The following is a 19,428-nucleotide window of genomic DNA, read 5'->3' as shown; positions in this document are numbered from 1 at the left end:
TTTATTTCCGATAAGTTCTGCGCCTTATCAGTAGTGTTCGTGGTTTATGATGCTAGTATAATATATCATTGTTAAGGAAGTATTATGCCGATGTTAAGAGCATGTTAAATAGCAAAAAAGCACCTGCCTATCATTTATCTGATAAGCAGGTGCCAAAACTTATGTTATTGTGTTTCTAATGTGATGCCATTTAAAATTAAAATCATGCGGTCAGCTTGGAGGCCAATTCACGAACCTCTGCTTCTGTAAGCTTAGAGTGACGTACGGTGAATTCTATGCTCATGCCGTCAGCAAGCAAGCCTTTAGCAAATTCAATATTTTTCTCTTTGGCAGTTTCCTTTGCCACTGCTTCTGCCTTTCTTGCAGCATATTCTTCAATTACATCAGTCATTTTTTCTTCACCCTCCTTACTGTATTTCAAAAACTCCATGCGTTCGGCAAATTCATGGTAATGCAGATTCTTTGGCTCTGTGCAATATAAATCCTGCATCAGCTTACCCAACGCTGTATCATCTCGACGCTGGCTGTTGACATAGATAATGTGAGAGCCATCCTCAAAGCATTTCGCATTTTCATCGATTCTGCGCCTGATATTATATAACGGCAGATTATCGTGCAAGACATCATTTTCAGTGATAAAAATTACATAAGTATCCGGCAGCTCTTCATAAAGCTTACTAGGCTGCAGAAAATGTGTATCAAGGATACTGCTGTAAAATCTGGCGCGTCTTGCCGGAGCGCCCTCATCGCTTCTCTGCACCTCTACGTTAAAATAACGTCCTTTGCTATCCTGCGCTAAAATATCCAGTTGAGAAGAATGTCCGTAGATGTTTTGAATAAAGCTCTGAATCCTGACATTCCTCACCTTAATTTTATCATCTCCCAGGATAACGCGCAAGAAAACCTGTGCTGCTTCTTTGTTGTCATCAAGCATAAAATTCATAAACCTGTTGTTCATCATACAAAGACTGCGAATAACCTGCTTAATTTCACTTTCTTGACTTGCTTCATTTGTTTGCATAGCTTCAACTCCCTTCTTCTTAATAAAAAACGCCTTATGTACTACTCGATAATACATAAGGCGTTCGTGACGCTGCAATGACCATGCTCCAGGCAGGTGTGCAAGATCTTATGAATTTATATTATCAGATTTTTCTGATTTTGTCAAGAGGAAAGCTCTTGTGCGCTATCCCTTAAAAGTATAGTAACTTTAAAGGAAAAAGCAAACTTATAAGGAAAAAGCACCTGCCTATCATTTATTGATAAGCAGGTGCTTTGAATTTTAGATTAGCTTATTTATCCTCTTTCTTGCTCCTTATTCAGTCGCAAGCGAGGATAATTCGACATTCAGTTTCTCGCGGCGCTACGCTTGCGACAAATCGGGTGTCATTTATCCTCTTTCTTGCTCCCTGTTCGGTCGCAAGCGAGGACAGCGCGACCAACGAGTTTTTTATTCGCGAAGCTCATAAAAACTCGGGTCTTACTTGCCAGTTCTGCCACGTTTGGTGAACGGTACGCCTTTAGCGCACAGCGGGCAGGTTGCCGGATCAAAGGTTTCTACGTTCAGGTGCAGCAGAGCCTCGGTGCGAACGCCAAAGTCTACCTTACCGCCGCTGCGGTCAACCAGCAGACCAACGCCTACGAGCTCGCCGCCATGCTCTTTAACTACTTCCATAACCTCTTTAACACTGCCGCCGGTGGTTACGATGTCTTCAACAACCAGTACGCGGGTGCCTGCCGGAATTTGGAAGCCACGACGCAGAGTCATTTTGCCGTTTTCACGCTCGGTGAAGATAGCACGGGTGCCCAGAGCCTTGCCAACCTCGTGAGCCAGCAGGATACCACCGGTCATCGGGCCAACTACCAATTCAACATTGTCGTTTTCATAACGACGTGCAATTTCCTGGCACAGGCGCTCGGTATATTTAGGATGCTGCAATACGTTGAATTTTTCAACATACATAGGGCTATGCAGACCGCTGGTCAGCAAAAAGTGACCATGGAGAACTGCTTCGGTTTCCTCGAGCATTTTCATAACATCTTTTTCTTCTAAAACTGCCATTTGCTTACACTCCTTTAATCTCTTCTACAATTGCCAATGCTGCTGCTTGTCTTGCTTCAGCCTTAGTAATAGGTCTGCCTACTACGATGTGACTGCTGCCGTTTTGCAGAGCGCCTGCCGGTGTTGCAACGCGCTTCTGGTCATCCAGAGAGCTGCCTGCAGGACGTACGCCCGGGGTAACAATCAGGAACTCGGGACCGCAAGCCTCACGGATTGCCGCAGCTTCCTTAGGAGAAGCAACAACGCCGTCCATGCCTGCTTCCTTCGCCAGCTTAGCCAGGCTGATAACTTGCTCGGCAATGGTATTTTTATAATTCAAATCAGCAAACTGTTCATCATCCATGCTGGTAAGAATGGTTACAGCAATCAGCTTCGGTGCCGGACGGCCTGCTGCCTTAGCAGCCTCATGCACAGCCTTAACAGCCTCTGCCATCATCTTTTTGCCGCCGACAGCATGAACGTTCATCATGTCTGCACCCAAATCGCTGAGTACGGTAAGTGCATGAGCAACAGTGTTAGGAATATCCTGCAGCTTGAGGTCCAGGAAAACATGCTTGCCCTGTTCCTTTAAAAAGCGGATAATTTCGCTGCCTACTGCATAATAAAGCTCCATGCCAACCTTGTAGTAGCTTACTGCGTCACCCAATTCGACAACGCAAGCCTTAGCCTGCTCCAATGTAGGAAAGTCGAGTGCGACTATTAATCTATCATCATGTTGCATGAGAAAATCTCCCTATTAAATATATTTTTCCAAGACGCCGGAGAATAACATTATAAATCGTCGTTATTCAGCTTCGTTAAACAACGGCATGCTTTTTTTACCTTCAGGTAATGCCAGGCCGACAATTTCGGAAATATTCTGCGCGTTGTGTCTGTCCAGATATGCCAGCATACCATGGGCAATGGTTTCAGCGATATCAGGCTGTACAAAGTTTGCGGTGCCAACTGCTACCGCACTTGCGCCTGCCAGCATGAACTCAATTGCATCCTCGGCACACATAATGCCGCCCATGCCGATGATGGGAATATGCACAGCCTGTGCTACCTGGTAAACCAGGCGCACTGCTACCGGACGTACAGCAGGACCGCTGAGGCCGCCGGTTACATTGCCAAGCACAGGACGCTGACGCTCAATATCAATCTTGGTACCGAGCAGCGTGTTAATCATGGAAATTGCATCTGCACCTGCTGCCTCTACAGCCTTGGCCATTACCACGATATCCGTTACGTTAGGAGAAAGCTTGGCGATAACCATTTTGCTGGTGTTAGCCTTAACCGCACGTACAACCTCAGCAGCTGCCTCCGGCACAGTGCCGAAAACAATACCGCCCTCTTTGACGTTCGGGCAGGAGATGTTGATTTCTACTGCATCAACACCGTCTACGTCCAGCTTTTTGGCAACAGCGCCGTATTCCTCGGGAGAATGGCCGTAGATGTTGACAATAACAGGAACATTATATTTTTTCAGCTCAGGCAGAGTGTGCTCCAAGAAGTACTCACTGCCGGGGTTTTCCAGACCGATGCAGTTCAGCATACCGGACGGGGTTTCTACCGCACGCTGGCCCTTATTGCCTGCCGCAGGCTCTAAGGAGGTACCCTTTACGGTAACAGCGCCAACCTTTTCCAGGTCGAGAAAATCGGTAAATTCCAGGCCAAAGCCAAAGGTGCCGGAGCCGGTAGTAACAGGAGTAGCCATTTTCAGGCCGGCAATATCAACTGCTAGGCGGCCATCATACAATGCTTTTACCATTCTCCTACCTCCTCTGCCCAGAATACCGGGCCGTCCTTGCAGACCTTAATGCGTTTGCCGATGCCTTCGCAGGCACAGGACAGACACGCACCCAGACCGCAGGCCATGTATTTTTCCAGAGATACCTGACATTTTACACCGGCCTCTAAGCAGGCATTGGCAACTGCGCGCATCATCGGTACAGGACCGCAAACGTAAACGCAGTCATAGCCACCCTCTTTTAACAGCTGCGGCAGCAGGGCCATTACGGTGCCCTTGGTGCCGACACTGCCATCATCGGTGGTCAGGTAAATATTTTTGCTGAGGCTTTCATAAAGCTTGGTCCAGAACAATTCCTCGGCACTGCGGCCGCCCATCAGGATATCGGTATTGCCCTCACCGAAGCCCTCTGCCAAAAACAGCAGCGGAGCCAGGCCCAAACCGCCGCCAACCAGCAGCGGTTTCTTGGCACTCATATCAAAGCCGTGTCCCAGCGGGCCGACGATGCTCAGCTCGTCGCCGCTGCAAACGTCAGCCAGAATATGAGTGGCTTCACCAATGATACGATAGATCATGGTGATGGTTCCCTCAGCCTTGTTAACTCCTGCTACGCCGAAGGGACGGCGCAGCAGCGGAGCGGTATTCTTGCACACCTTCACGTTGACGAACTGTCCGGGGACAGCTTCGGCAGCGATTTCCGGTGCATAAACATTTATTAATTTTGTCGTACTATTTAAAACTCGTTGACCAATTACCTTGGCACTCGCAATAGTTTTAGACATAATCAATCCTCCCAGGTCAGGTCCTGCAGAGCAGTAACGCGTACAACGCTACGACGACGCATTGCGCTCATAACGTTCAGCAGCTCGCGTGCAGTATCCATAGAGGTCAGGCAGGCAATTGCATGCTCTACGGTAGAACGGCGGATCTTGAAGCCGTCACGTTCAGCGTCACGGCCATGGTTGGTGGTGTTGATAACCATACCGATGCGGCCGCTCTTGATATCATCAATCAGGTTCGGATGACCTTCGCTTACTTTGGTAGCAACCTCAACAGTTACACCGTATTGCTGCAGATATTCCGCAGTACCGCCGGTTGCGATAACGGTATAGCCCAGCTCTTCAAAGCCGCGGGCAATAGCAACTGCCTCAGGCTTATCCATATCAGCAACAGTAATCAGGATTGCACCCTCGTGCGGTACATTGATACCGGAAGCAATGCAGGCCTTATACAGTGCACGGCTGTACTGGTAGTCGCAGGCCATAACCTCACCGGTGGATTTCATTTCAGGTCCAAGGGTGATATCTACGTTGCTCATCTTGTTGAAGCTGAATACCGGAGCTTTAACAGCATAGTAGTCCGGGAAGAAGCGCAGGCCGGCTTGCAGGCCCTGCTCTTTGAGGCTCATGCCCATTGCGCATCTGGTAGCAACGTCTACCATGGAGATGCCAGTAATCTTGCTCAGGAACGGTACAGTTCTGGAGGAACGCGGGTTAACTTCGATTACATAGACATGTTCGTCACGAACGATGTACTGAATGTTAATCATGCCCTTAACTTCCAGGCCCAGAGCCATCTTGTTGGTGTATTCGATAATGGTACGGATAACACTTTCGCTCAGGCTACGCGGCGGATATACGGCAATGGAGTCACCGCTGTGTACGCCTGCACGTTCAACGTGTTCCATGATGCCGGGGATTAATACTTCCTTGCCGTCGCAGATAGCGTCAACCTCTACCTCAGTGCCCTGCAGGTAATGGTCAACCAGTACCGGATGCTCGTGAGAAGCCTTAACAGCATAGGTCATGTAGTTGCGCAGCTCGTCATCGTTATAAACGATTTCCATAGCACGGCCGCCCAGTACGTAGGAAGGACGAACCATGGTCGGATAGCCAACATTGTGAGCAGCAACCAGTGCACCCTCGGTATCGAATACGGTGTGGCCTTGCGGACGCGGGATATCGCAGCTTGTCAGCAGCTCGTCGAAACGTTCACGGTCCTCGGCGCGATCGATGCTGTCAACGGAGGAGCCCAGAATCTTCACGCCAGCGCGGGAGAGCGGGCCTGCCAGGTTGATAGCGGTCTGACCACCGAATTGAACGATAACGCCTTCCGGTTTTTCTTTGTCGATAACGTTGAGAACATCCTCAACAGTCAGCGGCTCAAAGTACAGTTTATCGGAAATATCGAAGTCAGTGGAAACGGTTTCCGGGTTGTTGTTGATGATAATGGTTTCATAGCCCATTTCCTTCAACGCCCATACGCAGTGTACGGAGCAGTAGTCAAATTCTACGCCCTGACCGATACGGATAGGACCGGAGCCGAGTACAACTACTCTCTTATTGTCGCTTACTTCAACCTCATCCTCGGTTTCGTAGCAGGAATAGTAGTACGGAGTTGCAGCTTCAAATTCCGCAGCGCAGGTATCAACCATTTTGTAGGTCGGCAGAATGCCGTTAGCCTTACGCATATCGCGAATTTCGAACTCAGTCTTGCCTACGCGTTTACCGATAACAGCATCGGCAAAGCCCATTCTCTTAGCCTTACGCAGCAGGCTCGGAGTCAGCTCGTGAGTTTCCAGAGCTTTTTCCATTTTAATGATGTTTTGGATTTTGGAGAGGAACCACAGGTCAATCTTGGTGATGTCGTGAATCTCTTCCAGAGTAATACCGCGGCGGATAGCCTCAGCAACAACGAAGCAGCGCTCGTCGTCAATGCGTTTGATGCGGTCATGAATTTCTTCATCGCTCAAAGCCTTCAGCTCAGGCATTTCCAGATGGTTGAGGCCGATTTCCAGGCAGCGAACCGCTTTCAGCATGGAAGCTTCAAAGCTGCGCTCAATTGCCATAACCTCACCGGTAGCCTTCATCTGAGTGCCCAGGGTGCGGTCAGCGGTTACGAATTTATCGAACGGCCAACGCGGGAATTTCAGTACGATATAGTCAATGGTAGGCTCGAAGCAAGCCTTAGTCTTTTTGGTAACAGCGTTTTCGATTTCGTCCAGGTTGTAGCCGACAGCAATTTTGCTGGTAACCTTAGCAATCGGATAACCGGTAGCTTTGGAAGCCAGTGCGGAAGAACGGCTTACACGCGGGTTAACTTCGATTACATAGTAGTTTTCGGAGTACGGGTCGAGAGCCAGCTGTACGTTACAGCCGCCAACTACGCCCAGCTCACGCACGATATCGATAGAAGCCTGACGCAGCAGCTGTACTTCTTTATCGCTCAGAGTCTGTGCCGGAGCCACAACGATGGAGTCGCCGGTGTGTACGCCAACAGGATCCAGGTTTTCCATGGAGCAGACGGTGATGCAGTTATCAGCAGCGTCGCGGATTACTTCGTATTCGATTTCTTTCCAGCCGGCGATGCTGCGTTCAATCAGGCATTGGCCGATGGGGCTGTAGCCCAGGCCCTTTTGCACGATATCAATCAGCTCTTCCTCGTTTTCAGCAATACCGCCACCGGTACCGCCGAGGGTATAAGCAGGACGGACAATCAGCGGATAGCCGATTTCCTTGCCGAAGTCGCAAGCAGCTTCAATGGTTTCTACAATGGTGCTTTCAGGAATCGGCTGATGGATTTTCTCCATAGTTTCCTTGAACATTTCACGGTCTTCACCACGTTTGATTGCGCTGATCTGAGTGCCCAGCAGACGAACATTGTACTTGTCCAAAATGCCTTGCTCTTCCAGTTTCATAGCCATGTTCAGACCAACCTGACCACCAAGAGTTGCCAACAGGGAATCAGGACGCTCACGTTTGATAATTTTTTCAATGAATTCAACGCTGATAGGTTCAACATATACACGGTCAGCCACATGCACATCAGTCATAATGGTTGCAGGGTTACTGTTAATCAGTACAACCTCCAGGCCTTCTTCCTTCAGAGCACGGCAAGCCTGAGTACCTGCATAGTCAAACTCTGCTGCCTGACCGATGATAATAGGGCCGGAGCCGATAACGAGAACCTTTTTAATATCTTTAAGTTTCGGCATAATTAACGACCCTCCATCATATCAACAAAATGTTTAAACAAATAATCATGATCACCAGGGCCGGGGCAGGCTTCCGGATGATATTGAACGGTAAAGGTAGGATGCTTGGTGTATTCCAGGCCTTCGATAGTACCGTCGTTCATGGAAATATGGCTAATGTTGATGCCCTTGCCTTCCAGAGATTTTTCATCTACAGCATAGCCGTGGTTTTGGGCGCTGATGTAGATACGGCCGGTTGCCAGGTATTTTACCGGTTGGTTGATACCGCGATGGCCGAATTTCATTTTATAGGTATCAGCGCCGTTAGCCAAAGCCATGAGCTGATGACCGAGGCAGATACCGAAAATCGGTTTCTTGCCGATTAATTTCTTAATGTTTTCAATAACCTCAGGCAAATCCTTCGGGTCGCCAGGGCCGTTGGACAGGAAGATACCGTCCGGATCGCATGCCAGTACCTCTTCTGCGGTAGCGGAAGCAGGAAATACTGTCAGGCGGCAGCCAAAGGCTTCAATGGATTTCAGGATATTGCGTTTAATACCGAAGTCCATAACAGCTACATGCAGCTTGCCCTCGCCCATGGTGTAAACCTCGGGAGTAGTAACCTGCTCAACCTGGTTGCGTACTGCCGGTAAGTCCAGCAGCTTCTGTACTTCCTCATCAGGCATTTCTGCCGGAACGATTACGCCCTGCAGTACGCCGTGATTACGGATTTTACGGGTGATAGCACGTGTATCTACACCTGCTAAGGTCGGAATATCCTGTTCAATCAGGAAATCCTCCAGGCTCTGCTCATTGCGCCAGTTGCTGGGGCAATCGCACAGCTCGCCGATAACGAAGCCCTGGAAGAAGCATTTCTCGCCTTGGTTAAACAGCGGGTTGCAGCCATAGTTGCCTACCAGAGGATAGGTCATTACTACAATCTGGCCGCAGAAGGACGGGTCAGTCAAGGTCTCCTGGTAACCGCTCATGCCGGTGGTGAATACAACCTCACCTACAGCATTGCGTTTGCCGCCATACAGAGTGCCTTCAAAAACGCTGCCGTCTTTTAAAACTAATTTTCCTTTTCTTACTTTTTCGTGCATACTACACCATTCCTCATTACAAAATTACCGTGCAGCATAGTGGCAACAGCCTTGCCGGTGCAAGCCTTGCCTTCGTACGGGGTGAATTTGCCGCGGGTATAGAATTTGGAGCTGTCAACAGTCCATTTTTTATTCAAGTCCATAATAGTGATATCAGCAACGCTGCCTTCTTTCAGGGTACCGCCGGCCAGCTTGAACAGCTTAGCAGGCTCGCAGCTCATTTTGCTGATAATAGTATTCAGGTCGAATACATGGGTGTGATATAAGTCAGTCAGCATTACTGCCAGAGAGGTTTCCAGACCGCAGAAGCCGTTCGGAGCATAGCGGAATTCAACATCCTTTTCTTCCGGTGCGTGCGGGGAGTGGTCGGTAACGATAGCGTCAACGGTGCCGTCCAGAACAGCCTCACGCATAGCCTGTACGTGATCTGCACTGCGCAGCGGCGGGTTAACGCGAGTTGCGGAATTATAATCAGCGCAAGCCTCATCAGTCAGAGTCAGATGATGTACGGTTACTTCGCTGGTAACATTTACGCCGCGTTTTTTAGCCTGGCGGATGATGTCGATAGCACCCTTGGAAGCAACGTGGCAGATATGTACATGTGCGCCAGTGTATTCAGCGATGATGCAGTCACGTGCAACAGCGATATCCTCGCTGATTGCCGGTACGCCCGGTACGCCGATACGTGCGGAAACAACGCCTTCATGCATGTAGCCTTCGGAATCTAGCTCAGGATCAATTGCATGGCACAGCAAAGGTTTGTCAAAAGCAGTTACATATTTAGCAGCCAGCACCATCAGACGGGAGCTCTTTACATAATGGCCGTCATCGGAGAAGCCCATAGCGCCTTTTTCTGCCATATCGCCCATCTCTGCCAGCTCTTCGCCCTTTTCGCCCTTGCTGATTGCGCCGATAACTTCAACGTTAGCGTAGCTTTCTTCACGAGCGCGTTCTTTAATACCGCTTACTACGATGGAGGTATCGATAACAGGCTTGGTATTCGGCATGCAGGCAACGGTGGTTACACCGCCGGCAGCAGCAGCCTTGGTACCGCTGATAATATCTTCTTTAGCTTCCAGGCCGGGCTCACGCATATGAGTGTGTACGTCAATCAGACCGGGAGTTACTACGAGGCCGGTTGCATCAAAAACCTCGTCAGCAGCTTCGGCAATGTCCTTGCCCAAAGCTTTAATTTTGCCATCCTCAACGAGGATATCCATTACAGCATCTAATTTTTGGCTGGGGTCTACTACCCTGCCGTTTTTAATCAACGTTTTCAATGTGTTTACCTCCTGTCAAAGTCAAGAATAAGAGTGCCATACGTACAGCTACGCCGTTTTGTACCTCAGTACGGATTGCGGCGTTATCGCAGTAACCAACCTCCCAGGAGATTTCCAGGCCACGGTTCATCGGGCCGGGATGCAGCACGGTTACGTCAGGCTTAGCCAGCTTCAGGCGGTTTTCGTTAATACCGAAGATGCGTGCATATTCACGCGGAGACGGGAACAGGCCCTTTTGCTGACGTTCCAGCTGAATACGCAGGATATCGATTACGTCAGCGCCTTCGATTGCTTCTTCAACGCGTTTGTGTACGGTAACGCCCAGAGAAGCGATGTCGTGCGGCAGCAGAGTCATAGGACCTGCAACGTGTACCTCAGCGCCCATTTTGGTCCAGGCAGCAATATTGGTGCGGGCAACACGGCTGTAGAGAATATCGCCGATGATTGCCATTTTCAGGCCCTTCAGGTTTTTGCCCTGCTCACGGATAGTAAACATATCCAGGAAGCCTTGAGAAGGATGTGCGTGTGCGCCATCGCCAGCGTTGATGATTACAGGGTCTGCAACCTTAGCAGCATAAGCTGCTGCGCCTTCAATGGGGTGACGCATAACAATCGCATCACAAGCCATGGATTGTACAGTCAGGATGGTGTCGCGCAGGCATTCACCTTTGACAACACTGGAAGAGGATGTAGTGATGTTTACTACATCGGCACCCAGATATTTGCCTGCCAGCTCGAAGGATGTACGGGTACGTGTACTGGGCTCATAGAACAGATTGATGATAGATTTACCGCGCAGTGAGGGCACCTTTTTGATATCCCTCTTCATAATCTTCTTCATTTCCTCAGCTGTTTTCAAAACCAGCTCGATTTCCTCAACGCTGAGGCTTTCCAGATCCAGTATATCTCTGCCACCCAGAGATACATTTGATTTAGCCATTAGCTTTACCTCCTGTTTTTTATAATAAAATTGCATAATAAAAGGCCTTCTCGTCCCATGATGGTGCAAAAAGGCCTTAGGTTTCATAATAACTTATACCTTGCAGTCTCACAGGACCAATTTAAAGGTGCAAATTGATTGTATATATTTTACACCTTAATGAAGAATACGTCAAATATTTCGAGGTAAAATCTTGGCAGGAATTTTTTACTTATAGTATAATAAAGAAGATTAAAAATTAGCGAGGTACTTATGCGAAACACCATTATAGATAATCTGCGTGGCATCTGCATGCTTGGCGTCATCGGTATTCATATCGGCAGCCTGGCACTTGCCCCCAACAACTTTACTCTTTACTTATTACTGGAGATTTTAAGCCGTTACAGTGTCCCCTCCTTTTTCTTTATCTCCGGCTACGGCCTGACCTGTACGGATAAAGGCCTTTTAAGCGGCAGCCGGCTGAACTATATCGACTTTATAAAGAAGCGTCTGCGGGGAGCAGGCCTGCCCTATCTCAGCTGGTCGCTTTTTTACATGCTTTACTTCTGGCTGATTCTGCCACCGGGCTTCGTCAGCTGGAATCCGCTGCATGTGGCCTATGTATTATTCTTCGGCCTTGGCTGCTACCATTTGTATTTTATGGTCATCCTGCTGTGGTTTTATGCAAGTTATCCGCTCTGGCGCCAACTTCTGCGTATAATTATACATCAAAGCATACCGTTTATGCTAGTGCTTTTATTCATTTTCCAGCTTGCTTTCAATTGGTGGACAACACATCCGGGCCTGAATACAGCGGGTTGGAGCGTCATAGCTAAAAATTTCTTTGATTATCGCCTCAACTATCTTCCCTTGCATTATTTGCTTATTTTTATGAGTGGCGGCTTGGCAGCCTGCTATTGGGAAAAATTCATCGCCCTCCTGCGCAGATACAGCGCCATAGTATGCATGATTTTTGCTGCAAGCGTGGCCTGGGACGTGCAAAGCTGCTACGAAGCAGTTACGGTCAAAGGCTACACGCTGATTGATCTGGCCAACACCTATCACCAGCTCAGCCCGCAGGGACTCTGCTACACTGTAGGCTCGCTGCTCTTCTTCTGCCTGGCACTGGACTGGCTGGAGCGCAGAGCGCAGGCAAAAGCACATACAGAGGCTCCCAATGCACTGCAATCTATCCCTCAAGCAACATCACATACAGAGGCTCCCCTTGGGGGGAGCTGTCACCGCAAGGTGACTGAGAGGGGTTCCCTCACCAACCTTCTCTACAAGGCCATCAGCATCCTCTCCGCCTACTCCATGCTCATCTACTTTGTGCATCCGCTGCTTTTGGACTGGCTCAGCAGCGCCTACAACCATTTCGGCATCATCATGACCGTCAAAAAGGTAGCACTGTCCTACGTGCTGCTGGTGCTCGGCTCGCTGGCCTTCAGCATCCTGCTGACAAAGGCATTTGAAAAATGCAGTACGGCGAAGCTGCTGTTTACCGGCAAGCGGTGAATTTAATACATAGCAAAAAGACGTTGCGTGCTTTCTGAGCACACAACGTCTACTTTTTTTGCCATCTTAAATTTTACAGCTGAGCCTTCATTAATTTCTTATATACCTCTACGCCCGGCTGGTCAAACGCATCCACATCCGCCAGCTCGCCCTCGTAGGCAATCGTCAGCATCAAAAAATACATCAGCTGACCAAGATAATATTCATTCAGCTTCGGCAGCGTAAAGCGCGCATTGTAACGGTTATCACCCGTCAGCGCCGCTTCATTGGCATTCAGCGCCGCTTTAAGAGCCTTCGCCATATCCATGCCCTCGTACTTATCAAAGAACGGTACATCGGCAAAGGGATTATGCAAAATTGCCTCTTCCTCGGGATTGGCAACCTCCAGGAACTGTACCACCTTGTTCAGACGGCCGTCCTGATGCTGCTGCGTCTGCGCATGCATATCCGTTGTACCGACAGCAACAATCGGCGTTCTGCCGTAGTAAACAACCTCACCCTCACGGTTGCAGCGCTTGCCCAACGATTCCGCCAACAGCTGCACATACCATTCGCTCAAGGATTTCAGGCGCATGCTGTACGGCATGAACACTTCAATATCACGTCCGCGCTCATAGGCCATGAATTTCAGCAAAGCGTTGAGCAGCGCAGGATTCTCCGCAAGCTCCGCCTGCTGGCAATAGATATCCATATCACGCGCACCGCGCAAAAACTCTTCGATATCACCGCCCAAGGCAGCCATCGTTACGAGTCCCGGGTCAGTCATAATGCAGAAGCGTCCGCCGATGCCCTCCTTGATGTCAAAGCGCTCCCAGCCAAATTTTTCCGCCAACTGCAAAAGCGGCGCATTTTCCACCGGAGCCTTTAAATCAGTAACTACCGTGCAGTCAAGGTCGATATCTGCGTTTTGAGACAGATTAGCATAGAAATACGTAAAAGCAGAAATTGTTTCCAGCGTAGTACCGGATTTAGAAATTGGCACCAGCATAATCTTTAGCTTCTTGCCTTCTTGCGCACTTACTCCAGCCATACGGCGCATCTTGAACAGCAAGCTGTTGCAGTCCACCGGATCAAGATTATTGCCGGAAAAATAAATGCAGGGCTGGCCTTGGCGCAGTGTTGCACTGGTATTCCAATGATAACCGCCAAAGGCATCAAACAGCACCTTGTTGCCCAAGTAGGAGCCGCCAACGCCCAAAAAGATTACGACATCTTTACTGCGCAGATGCTTGCTGTAGCGCATCAGCTTGATAATCGACTGCTCCGTATTGGGGTTGCCGTCAGCAATATACGGCATACGTGGAAAATAAACATGCTCAGGCGTGCCGTCCTTAGATAAATGCTTCTTGGAAAAACCGGTACGGCGCAGCTCGCACACAGCCTTCTCGGCTACGGCTCCCTGCTGCTGCAGTGCCTGCTCCACTTCCTGCGCTTGCAGTCTGCCCGCTCCAACCATATTGCTGAAGTCAAAAACAATACCACTGGGCATAACAATTTTATATTCCAAAATATACACTCCCAAATATTAGTTGTACCTATAATATGCTATTGTACATATGTTATTATAACATATTCATATAGCAAGTTCCATAGACTATAAGAGCAAGTAATATTTTATTGCAAACAAGACTGAAGCTTTATTTTACCTCTACCAGCTCAATATGGAAGTTCAGTTCCTTACCAGCCATTTCATGGTTAGCATCAAAGGTGATATTGGTATCATCCTTTTCGGTTACCAGTACAGGTACGGGCTGACCAAATTGGTTCTGCAGGTAAACTCTCTGACCAACGGTCAGGTTTTCGGAACCCGGCAGTTGGGCAATCGGCATGGTGAAGATAGCCTTCGGGTCAGCCTCGCCATATGCTTCTGCCGGCAGCAGATGGATGTCAACCTCAGCGCCGACCTCCAGGTCTGCAACAGCTGCATCAAAGCCTTTGATCATCTGGCCTGCGCCGCAAACAAATTCCAACGGCTCGCCACGGTCATAAGAAGAATCAAATTGCTTGCCGTCATTAAAGGTACCTTTATAGTGTACGCGACAGGTTTTTCCTACATTACGTCCGGTTAATTCATTGCTCATTATTAAATCACCTCATAAAAATTTTTGATATATAGCCTGCATAAGCGTATATCAGTCACAATTATGTATATTATATTATAAATTTCGCCTTATTTCACCTCAAAAAAACGGCAGCCGGTTAAATTCCGACTGCCATAATTATTTTCGGCTCTGCGCAGCAGCGCTTCTATTCACCTTCCTGCAGAAAGATACTGCCTCATCAGACCCTTAAAGCCCTGCTTTTTGAAGTCCTTCAACGGCAAATATTCAATTTCAACACTGTTATTAGCGTATTCAGACCTCATTTCATTGAACTCTTCCACAGTCATATCTGTTTCCTGCGCAGCATCTTTTTCGCTTCTACAGCTCATGTTGCGGTAAACGCCAAGGCCGTAATCCTTCGGCCAGGTAAAATAAAGCTCATAGCATCCGAGGTTGCCGTCAGGCTGCAAATGCTCCACAGCAAGCACCTGATGCGAAATGCCGGTGCCGCCTCGTGTCACCAGATTGTCATTTGCCATAAGCTGCAGACTGCTACGGCTCCAGCCCTCCGCAACGTATTTCACTCTGCCGTCCGCAAAGGTGTAAATCGCATAAATCTCCTTACCGTAATGCCCCGCGCCGCGTTTTTGGCTAATCCAACCGATAAGCAGCTCCGGAACACCGTCGCCGCTGATATCCTGCAGCGTATAGCCAAGCTGCTGCAGGGCCGCCTCCCGCTTGGCGAAATCCCGCACCTCCCAGATGCCTGTTCTTCCCTGCTCCGGCAGGTTATCACTCGTACCTTCAGCGATAAATTCATAAACGCTGTCTACAACCTTTGCATATTCCTGCTCATAGGCCGGCGCTGCTTTGGCAGCGGCCTCCGCCTTAGGCAAATCCATCTGCGGTAATACGGCATTTTGCTCTGTGCCATAGCCGGCAAACGCCGCCAGAAGCATTGCCAGGCACATGTTCTTAAACAGCTTCCGCTTCATTACGCCACCTCCTGTCAAAAGATGTTGCAGCCCAAATTGCTTCATCCGTCAGTTCGCTAAATGAACATCACTCTCACAGTAAATAATTTCTGCTATCACATCACGAGAATCCAACTTCACATAAAAGCTCTTATGCAGGCATTTTTGCCCCCTTGCGTTGTATGCATATTTTACCCAACCGATCATATGATGCGTATCCGATATACCAACACCCATAGGATCATCCTCCCAGCCATTCATTTTCAGGTAACCGTCCAGGTCAATCTGCCTGTCTGTGTCAAGCTGCTGACCGACAGCATAGCCTGCCATGCTGCCATGAAGTTTATTAACCTTCACTTCATTCACTTTGTTTCTCGCTGAATCTATATAGAACAGACGCGGTCCGACCTGCATCTTTTTATCGGCATAGGAGATAGTGTCATCAGTATTCTTTTCCACACGCCCCAGGTAATAGGCGTTCGAAGCAAAAATTTTCGGATCCATAATCCAATCGGCTTCCAGGGCAGCATTAAAGCGTCCTGCTGCGCTGGCAGCTTTCGGGGTTGTATCAAGATATTTGCTTGCCATAAAACCAACATGGCCCTTTTCAGTAGTACCAAGAAGCCATTTGTATTCACTGTTTACTACATCTACAACCATGCTTACATAAAATTTATCTCCCCTTTGCAGCATGGTGATAACATCACAATCGGTATTAGGCTGTGTTCTGACATTAACATCCGTTGCGTTGCAATATACCTCCAGCGGCCAGCCGGGATAAGACCTGAGCTCGTTGGCCAAATAATCTGTGTTAACTTCGGCAAAGGCAGTGTTGGCAAATATTGCCAGTCCAAGCGCTGCGCTTAAGAATAATTTCTTTTGCATATCCATCCCTCCACTTCCTGCCGTCTGCGTTACGGGCAGTTGTTTTCCTGATTATATTTTAGCGTGAAAATAAGCAAAGCGCCCCACCCGAATGCGTGAATTCGGGTAGGGCGAGGGGGAATTTTGGGGAGAAAGGGTATGTTTTTATGCCTCATCAAGCTCCTGCAAGCGTTTCAGCCATTTACTACCTCTATTATACCATTAAACCCCGAAAACTTTCTTGCCTCATATACCATTTTCAACAATTCAGTGTATAATTAAAGCATAAATAATTTTTCAGAAACGGAGAATCCTCACATGAAATGCTTACTCATTAAAAACGCGGACGTATACGCTCCGCAGCCCCTCGGAATTGTCGACCTCCTGATCATCAACGACAAAATCGCCAAAATAGGCCAACAGCTTGCAGCACCGCAAGGCTTAGACTGCCAAATTCTTGACGCCCAAAAGCGCAAGGTAGTCCCCGGTTATGTTGACCAGCACGTGCATATTATCGGCGGCGGCGGTGAATCCGGTCCCTATAGCCGTACTCCGGAAATCAACCTCAGCGAGCTGACAAAGGTTGGCATTACTACCGTAGTAGGCGTTTTAGGTACAGACGGCACCTCCAGACACAACGAAAGCCTGCTGGCGAAGGCCAGAGGCCTGACGCACGAAGGCATCACCGCGTACATGCTCACCGGCTCTTACGAAATCCCCCTGCATAACATGACCGGTGATGTGCGCCGCGACATCATCCTGATTAACGAATGCCTTGGCATCGGCGAGGTTGCCTTATCCGATCACAGAAGCTCGCAGCCTACTCGCGAGGAGCTGGAAAAGGTGCTTACGCAGGCTCGCCTGGGCGGTATGCTTTCCGGCAAGGCCGGTGTTGTGCAGTTCCACATGGGCGTTGGCAAGCGTGGCATGGATGTCCTGCTGGCGATTGTACGCGAAACGGAAATCCCCGCCCGCCATTTTATCCCCACCCACGTCAACCGTGCCTTCCATCTTTTTGAACAGGCCAAGGAATTTGCCCGCTTAGGCGGTTATGTAGATATCACCTCCGGCATCAGGGAGCAGGACGGCTTCCCCGCCTGCGTCAAGCCCAGTGACGCCATCAAAATTCTTTATGAAGAAGGCGTGCCGATGGACAAAGTAACCATGAGCTCGGATGCCAACGGCTGCATGAGCGTAACACTTCCCGACGGCAGCCAAAAGCAGCTTGCCGTTTCGCCGGATTCCTTCCAGGAGGAAGTTAAGGATGCTCTGCTTGCAGGCGTTCCCACGGAGGTTGTGGCAAAGGTTGTCAGCAGCAATCCGGCGCAGGCCAACGGTCTGTATCCGCAAAAGGGCTGCCTGCAGGCCGACAGTGACGCCGATCTGATTATTTACAGCGACAGCTATGACGTAGATACAGTAATCGCCAAAGGCCAAATCATGGTAGCAGCGGGCGAAGCGCTTGTCAAAGGCACCTTTGAAAAATAAACATTGTAACGAAAAATCCCCTGCACAAGCCTCTGCTTATGTAGGGGATTAATTTTTTATGATATTTTTCGTTATAGCTTGACGCACTCAGGCCGCCGCTTATCTGGCAACAGAAAGCTGCTGCTGCATCAGCGGAATCATTTCCTCGATAGTTTCATATGCCAACTCATGATTTACATATTCCGGCTGAACGCACTGCAAAATCTGTTTGGCTGCCGTGGTAGTAAAAGGCTTATGCCGATCAATCGCCGCAATATGACGCCAAATAAGCTCCGAATCACAATTAGCCGGCACCTTGCGTTCAAAGCTGCGCAAATACTTGCCGGAAAGCGAGCAGGAAAGATGCACGCCCTTAATCAGCTCAGCATACGGACCGAGCTTGTCCACCGTGCGGCAGACAAAATCCGCTGCTTCCGCCTCCGTGCGCAGACGCGGATTTGTATTCATCAGGTGACCGGTATCAAGCATAATGCCGACGTTTTTGCGCTCAATGCGCTCAAAGAAAAACTTCACCTTGCGCGCATCCGTCAGGCGCAGACCGGGCCACCACAAATTTTCGAACAGCACCGTAACGTTGGCAGGAATCTCATCCGCCACAGCATTAAAAACATCTGCCGAAGCAGCCAATACCTCGCGGTCATCGTAACGGAAATCAAAGGTAAAGATTGTTTTGGTATCGGCCTCCGCCACATGCCACACCAGATATTCCGGCTTCTGCGAAATGGCAGCGCAGATATTACGGCGGATAACAGCCAGCCATTCATCACAGCTCATGGCTGTCTTAAAATATGTCTGGCGTTCGTGGATACTGCGGAACTGCTGCTGCAGGCGTTTAGCCTTTCGCAGCCAAAAATCCATCCAATACGGCCAATAATTCAAATGTGCGCCAATAGTCAGCTCCTTGTAATCAGGGAATGCTTCCGGATCTCTGTAAACAAACTGTTCAATACCGTCAACCCCCAGCTGCTGCACTAAACCGGCCAAGGTCATCCCCTTACGCTTCAATTCATCTTCATACCAATCAATAGGACAATAGTTAATAAGATACTTAGTCATTTTTCACCCTTCTTTGCTACATACTGCACGCTCTTAGCGTTTGCTCTAACTGTGCTACCGGCAAATAGCTTGGAATTCTTTTTTCATAAAAAAACTGCGGCGGTAACGCTGCAGTCTTAATTTAGCTCACGCAAGCAGCACTACTGGAATACTAAAGATGGTTTTACCATCCTTCCTTTCACCTGTACATCGCAAGCTTGCGGAAAAAACTTTTGGGCATAGGCACTCTGACTAAGCTCATCGTCGGACAGCATCTTGTGAGGATATGCGCTGCCAGGCTCACATTACAGTTGCGGTACAGTACCAGATTCGCACTGGTTTTCCTTCTGCTCAAAGCATATTAAGTTTTTATTGTCTTGCTTTCTTTATCTGTTGAAAGCTGCGTAATAGTAACATCTACTATTTATAGCATAATTAGTATAT

Annotated in this window: 15 protein-coding genes, 1 pseudogene and 1 riboswitch; of the genes and pseudogenes, 2 read left to right on the top strand and 14 right to left on the bottom strand. The window is 48.8% G+C overall.

Annotated features, from left to right (window positions below):
- Positions 1-202 precede the first annotated feature (202 nt).
- The 9 genes from KAH19_RS08595 to KAH19_RS08555 form a co-directional block, all read right to left on the bottom strand.
- On the bottom strand, positions 203-1,021 hold the full coding sequence (locus tag KAH19_RS08595) for an Rpn family recombination-promoting nuclease/putative transposase (RefSeq protein WP_210684239.1): 819 nt from the start codon (positions 1,019-1,021) through the stop codon (positions 203-205).
- A gap of 459 nt (positions 1,022-1,480) precedes the next feature.
- Entirely contained in the window at positions 1,481-2,062 is a 582-nt protein-coding gene (pyrE, locus tag KAH19_RS08590) for an orotate phosphoribosyltransferase (protein ID WP_210684238.1), read from the bottom strand.
- A gap of 4 nt (positions 2,063-2,066) precedes the next feature.
- Positions 2,067-2,783 (bottom strand): orotidine-5'-phosphate decarboxylase, encoded by a 717-nt coding sequence (gene pyrF / locus KAH19_RS08585; RefSeq protein ID WP_210684237.1) that lies wholly within the window; start codon positions 2,781-2,783, stop codon positions 2,067-2,069.
- 63 nt (positions 2,784-2,846) lie between these two features.
- Positions 2,847-3,812 carry a dihydroorotate dehydrogenase gene (locus KAH19_RS08580; protein ID WP_210684236.1) on the bottom strand — a complete coding sequence of 322 codons (966 nt, stop codon included), beginning with the start codon at positions 3,810-3,812 and terminating at the stop codon, positions 2,847-2,849.
- Positions 3,806-4,573, bottom strand: a complete 768-nt coding sequence (locus KAH19_RS08575) for a dihydroorotate dehydrogenase electron transfer subunit (protein ID WP_210684235.1) — start codon at positions 4,571-4,573, stop codon at positions 3,806-3,808. Before KAH19_RS08575 ends, KAH19_RS08580 begins: the two co-directional genes overlap by 7 nt.
- Positions 4,574-4,575: 2 nt before the next feature.
- Positions 4,576-7,785 carry a carbamoyl-phosphate synthase large subunit gene (carB, locus tag KAH19_RS08570; RefSeq protein WP_210684234.1) on the bottom strand — a complete coding sequence of 1,070 codons (3,210 nt, stop codon included), beginning with the start codon at positions 7,783-7,785 and terminating at the stop codon, positions 4,576-4,578.
- A gap of 2 nt (positions 7,786-7,787) precedes the next feature.
- Positions 7,788-8,867: a carbamoyl phosphate synthase small subunit gene (locus KAH19_RS08565; RefSeq protein WP_210684233.1), complete on the bottom strand. Its 1,080-nt coding sequence runs from the start codon at positions 8,865-8,867 to the stop codon at positions 7,788-7,790.
- A complete protein-coding gene (locus tag KAH19_RS08560) occupies positions 8,852-10,147 on the bottom strand; it encodes a dihydroorotase (RefSeq protein WP_210684232.1) in 1,296 nt (431 codons plus the stop codon). Before KAH19_RS08560 ends, KAH19_RS08565 begins: the two co-directional genes overlap by 16 nt.
- Positions 10,131-11,087 (bottom strand): aspartate carbamoyltransferase catalytic subunit, encoded by a 957-nt coding sequence (locus tag KAH19_RS08555; protein ID WP_040564652.1) that lies wholly within the window; start codon positions 11,085-11,087, stop codon positions 10,131-10,133. The genes KAH19_RS08560 and KAH19_RS08555 overlap by 17 nt, the downstream gene beginning before the upstream one ends.
- A gap of 252 nt (positions 11,088-11,339) precedes the next feature.
- Between KAH19_RS08555 and KAH19_RS08550 the strand changes: the two genes are divergently transcribed.
- Positions 11,340-12,581, top strand: a complete 1,242-nt coding sequence (locus KAH19_RS08550; RefSeq protein WP_210684231.1) for an acyltransferase — start codon at positions 11,340-11,342, stop codon at positions 12,579-12,581.
- 73 nt (positions 12,582-12,654) lie between these two features.
- On the opposite strand, the gene KAH19_RS08545 is transcribed toward KAH19_RS08550, so the two are convergent.
- The 4 genes and pseudogenes from KAH19_RS08545 to KAH19_RS08530 all read right to left on the bottom strand — a co-directional run bounded on the left by KAH19_RS08545 (position 12,655) and on the right by KAH19_RS08530 (position 16,482).
- Positions 12,655-14,088, bottom strand: a complete 1,434-nt coding sequence (locus KAH19_RS08545; protein WP_210684230.1) for a glucose-6-phosphate isomerase — start codon at positions 14,086-14,088, stop codon at positions 12,655-12,657.
- Between the two features lie 130 nt (positions 14,089-14,218).
- Positions 14,219-14,650, bottom strand: a pseudogene (locus tag KAH19_RS08540) (peptidylprolyl isomerase); the annotation flags it as partial.
- Positions 14,651-14,832: 182 nt separating this feature from the next.
- A complete protein-coding gene (locus KAH19_RS08535) occupies positions 14,833-15,618 on the bottom strand; it encodes a hypothetical protein (RefSeq protein WP_210684229.1) in 786 nt (261 codons plus the stop codon).
- A 48-nt stretch (positions 15,619-15,666) separates the two neighbouring features.
- Positions 15,667-16,482, bottom strand: coding sequence for an SH3 domain-containing protein (locus KAH19_RS08530; RefSeq protein WP_210684228.1), 816 nt, complete (start codon positions 16,480-16,482; stop codon positions 15,667-15,669).
- A 297-nt stretch (positions 16,483-16,779) separates the two neighbouring features.
- Here KAH19_RS08530 and iadA point away from each other — a divergent pair, with 297 nt between their 5' ends.
- On the top strand, positions 16,780-17,949 hold the full coding sequence (gene iadA / locus KAH19_RS08525) for a beta-aspartyl-peptidase (RefSeq protein WP_210684227.1): 1,170 nt from the start codon (positions 16,780-16,782) through the stop codon (positions 17,947-17,949).
- A 99-nt stretch (positions 17,950-18,048) separates the two neighbouring features.
- Here the strand turns inward: iadA and KAH19_RS08520 are convergent, their stop codons facing one another.
- Positions 18,049-19,005 carry a TIM barrel protein gene (locus KAH19_RS08520; RefSeq protein WP_210684226.1) on the bottom strand — a complete coding sequence of 319 codons (957 nt, stop codon included), beginning with the start codon at positions 19,003-19,005 and terminating at the stop codon, positions 18,049-18,051.
- 203 nt (positions 19,006-19,208) lie between these two features.
- A riboswitch (cobalamin riboswitch) is annotated at positions 19,209-19,361 on the bottom strand.
- Positions 19,362-19,428: the final 67 nt, after the last annotated feature.

The sequence above is a fragment of the Phascolarctobacterium sp. Marseille-Q4147 genome (assembly GCF_017968825.1).
Lineage (GTDB): Bacteria > Bacillota > Negativicutes > Acidaminococcales > Acidaminococcaceae > Phascolarctobacterium_A.
Note: the sequence above shows the minus strand (reverse complement) of the source record. Positions and strands in the feature narration are given on the sequence as shown.

What these genes read in the sequence shown, in the direction of transcription:
- KAH19_RS08535 (WP_210684229.1), bottom strand. Translation starts at nt 15,618, where the DNA reads ATGAAGCGGAAGCTGTTTAAGAACATGTGCCTGGCAATGCTTCTGGCG.
- KAH19_RS08555 (WP_040564652.1), bottom strand. Translation starts at nt 11,087, where the DNA reads ATGGCTAAATCAAATGTATCTCTGGGTGGCAGAGATATACTGGATCTG.
- iadA (WP_210684227.1), top strand. Translation starts at nt 16,780, where the DNA reads ATGAAATGCTTACTCATTAAAAACGCGGACGTATACGCTCCGCAGCCC.
- KAH19_RS08520 (WP_210684226.1), bottom strand. Translation starts at nt 19,005, where the DNA reads ATGACTAAGTATCTTATTAACTATTGTCCTATTGATTGGTATGAAGAT.
- KAH19_RS08575 (WP_210684235.1), bottom strand. Translation starts at nt 4,573, where the DNA reads ATGTCTAAAACTATTGCGAGTGCCAAGGTAATTGGTCAACGAGTTTTA.
- KAH19_RS08530 (WP_210684228.1), bottom strand. Translation starts at nt 16,482, where the DNA reads ATGCAAAAGAAATTATTCTTAAGCGCAGCGCTTGGACTGGCAATATTT.
- KAH19_RS08550 (WP_210684231.1), top strand. Translation starts at nt 11,340, where the DNA reads ATGCGAAACACCATTATAGATAATCTGCGTGGCATCTGCATGCTTGGC.
- pyrE (WP_210684238.1), bottom strand. Translation starts at nt 2,062, where the DNA reads ATGGCAGTTTTAGAAGAAAAAGATGTTATGAAAATGCTCGAGGAAACC.
- KAH19_RS08580 (WP_210684236.1), bottom strand. Translation starts at nt 3,812, where the DNA reads ATGGTAAAAGCATTGTATGATGGCCGCCTAGCAGTTGATATTGCCGGC.
- pyrF (WP_210684237.1), bottom strand. Translation starts at nt 2,783, where the DNA reads ATGCAACATGATGATAGATTAATAGTCGCACTCGACTTTCCTACATTG.
- carB (WP_210684234.1), bottom strand. Translation starts at nt 7,785, where the DNA reads ATGCCGAAACTTAAAGATATTAAAAAGGTTCTCGTTATCGGCTCCGGC.
- KAH19_RS08565 (WP_210684233.1), bottom strand. Translation starts at nt 8,867, where the DNA reads ATGCACGAAAAAGTAAGAAAAGGAAAATTAGTTTTAAAAGACGGCAGC.
- KAH19_RS08595 (WP_210684239.1), bottom strand. Translation starts at nt 1,021, where the DNA reads ATGCAAACAAATGAAGCAAGTCAAGAAAGTGAAATTAAGCAGGTTATT.